This is a genomic window from Aeromonas popoffii, assembly GCF_000820025.1.
GTDB lineage: Bacteria > Pseudomonadota > Gammaproteobacteria > Enterobacterales > Aeromonadaceae > Aeromonas > Aeromonas popoffii.
The window spans coordinates 2,113-4,622 of record NZ_CDBI01000040.1 but is presented as its reverse complement, the minus strand read 5'-3'; the positions used below and the strand labels follow the sequence as shown (position 1 = coordinate 4,622).

The 2,510-nt window shown below is 58.4% G+C and carries 2 protein-coding genes; both read left to right on the top strand.

The window, feature by feature from the left end; all coding sequences use genetic code 11:
* Window positions 1-610: 610 nt before the first annotated feature.
* The gene (locus BN1129_RS07690; protein WP_042035655.1) at window positions 611-1,582 is read left to right on the top strand and encodes an L-tyrosine/L-tryptophan isonitrile synthase family protein; all 972 of its coding nucleotides are present in this window, start codon (window positions 611-613) and stop codon (window positions 1,580-1,582) included.
* 10 nt (window positions 1,583-1,592) lie between these two features.
* Window positions 1,593-2,468 carry a TauD/TfdA dioxygenase family protein gene (locus tag BN1129_RS07685; protein WP_042035654.1) on the top strand — a complete coding sequence of 292 codons (876 nt, stop codon included), beginning with the start codon at window positions 1,593-1,595 and terminating at the stop codon, window positions 2,466-2,468.
* Window positions 2,469-2,510: the final 42 nt, after the last annotated feature.

The window sequence follows — 2,510 nt, the reverse complement described above, 5'->3', positions numbered from 1 at the left end:
TGGAACTGGGTTACCGTATGGGCTGGCAGGCGGCTCTGGATTATCTGGCGGCTGGCTCGGCCCAGCCTTGAGCCCTTTTGGCGGCGCCGCCCGGGGCCGCCACCATGAAAAACCATCGCGATACCGCTGCGGATCAACGACGAACTATCTCGCCTGCCACTCCCCCTATTGATGGCCAGCATCCTGCTCGTTTTCGTAATATGGGGTGGGATAATTTTTTTGCAATATTTAAAGCGAGATGGTCAGTATTTATGGCATGAAAAACATCACTGTTACGTTGAGCTAAATAATCCTCTATTAAAATTTTTACTGAATAATAAAGCCGGTGGGGAATTTTCCTTTTTGGTGTTTTAAAACACGTTACAATATTAATTAAATCTCTTTTTATTCATGTATATAAGGTGAATTATCTTATGTTGAATAGATTGTTAGCGCTTGGTTGAATCACTTTACATTAATGGAGAATTGATAGCCTGACTTCATCTCGGCTATTGTCCCCTCTCGATTCGTTTGGGTAGCAAACGGATATGCCAATAATAACGACAGAGATTGGACGTATTGATAAAGAGTCATCTTTATTGATGTTATCTTGCCTAAAGGAGCCAGAATAATGAATGGTTTATCTTCCCATCAAATTGCCCATGAGATATTTGCCGAGTTGTTGCCTTATCGTCGCCGCTTTCCCGATCCCATCCTGGATCGGCACAGTGAAGAGCAGGAGGTGGCGGCCATCCAGATCCCCCGTCTGCAAGCGTTCATCGAGCGGGGTGAGACCATCACCTGCGTCTTGCCCGCCTTTCCCACCAAGTCACCCAACCCGAACAAGGTGCTGGGCACCCTGCCGGACATGGCGGAGCGCCTCTCCCTCAGTTTTCTCAATCACCTCTGCCAGCGCATCCAGCTGCACTACCGGCCCGGCATGCGGATCCTGATCTGCTCGGATGGCCACGTGTTCGGCGATCTGATCCGGGTGCCGGATCCGGCCATCGATGCCTATCAGGCCCACATAGAGCAGCTGATCCTGGAGCTGGGGGCGACCCACCTCGGGGTCTTCCACTTGGGGATGGTGGCGGGCATGGCCGAATTTTGCGCCAGCCGCGACTTCGATACCCTGCGTGAACAGCTGGTAGCCCGCTATGCCGAGCCGTTGGCGCAGATCAGTGAAGAGGTGAAAACCACCGAGGAGGGGGTTCGTCTCTATCGTGCCATGACCCGTTTCCTCTATGAAGACAGCCAGCTGCCGGACACGTCACTCTCCAACACGGCGCTGCAGCGGGATGCCAAGTCGCGCACCCATGCCGTGATCCAGCGCAGCCGCGCCTGGGGCAACCTGCTGGCGGAGCGCTTCCCCGAGGCCATTCGTCTCTCCATCCATCCCCAGGCCAGCCACAGCCTTAAGATGGGCATTCACATGTTGCCGACCCGGGATGACTGGCTCACCCCCTGGCACGGGGTGGCGGCCAATCTGGATGGCCAGTTCGTGCTGATGAAGCGGCGCGACGTACTGGCTCTGGAGCACGAACTGGTCCATATCCATGGCCGTCCCAGTCACTACCTGATCCACAGCAAGCAGGCCGCCTGAGGAGTTCACGATGACAGCATCCCTTATTCCCCTCGGCGGCGAGCCCTGCCGCATTCACCCCCACACCCCCTTCGGCCTGCTGATCGAACCGGTCCGGGAGGGGCAAGCGGTGCATGACTTGCCGGTCGAGTCGCTGCGTGAACGGGCCCGTCGCCACGGCGTGTTGATCCTGCGCGGGTTTGTGTCTGGCTTCACCGATCCCGAGCGGCTGACCCGCTATGCCGAGCGCTGGGGCGAGATCATGATGTGGTCCTTTGGCGCCGTGCTGGATGTGAAAGCGGACCAGAACGCCACCGACCATATCTTCGATTCCAGCTATGTGCCGCTGCACTGGGATGGCATGTACAAGCCGACCGTGCCCGAGTTCCAGCTGTTTCACTGCGTGCATGCTCCGGCTGCTGACGAGGGGGGGCGTACCACCTTCATCAATACTCGCCAGCTGTTGGTGGATCTCGATGGCGAGCGGCTGGCTCGCTGGGAGCGGGTGCGGATCACCTATCGCATCAAGCAAGTGGTGCACTACGGTGGCGAGGTGAGCTCCCCCCTGCTGGTGCCTCATCCGGTGAGCGGTGAAACCGTCATACGCTACAACGAGCCGCCGCGAGAGGGGGTTCGCTTCCTCAACCCGCATGCACTGCAGATCGAGGGGATCCCGCCCGAGGAGCAAGCCGCCTTCCTGCAGGATCTGCATGAGCGGCTCTACGATCCCCGCTACTTCTATGCCCACCAGTGGCAGCCGGGGGACGTGGTGATCGCTGACAACTTTGGCCTGCTGCATGGGCGGGAAGGTTTCACCGCTCGCTCGGCCCGCCACATCCAGCGGGTCCATATCCAGGTCAGCCCGCGCTGCCTCAACCCGGCGCTGGCGCCGCAAGGGGCGGCGTGATGGCGACCATTTTACTGGCGGCCACCGCCACTCCGGGCCACG

What these genes read in the sequence shown, in the direction of transcription:
- BN1129_RS07685 (WP_042035654.1), top strand. Translation starts at nt 1,593, where the DNA reads ATGACAGCATCCCTTATTCCCCTCGGCGGCGAGCCCTGCCGCATTCAC.
- BN1129_RS07690 (WP_042035655.1), top strand. Translation starts at nt 611, where the DNA reads ATGAATGGTTTATCTTCCCATCAAATTGCCCATGAGATATTTGCCGAG.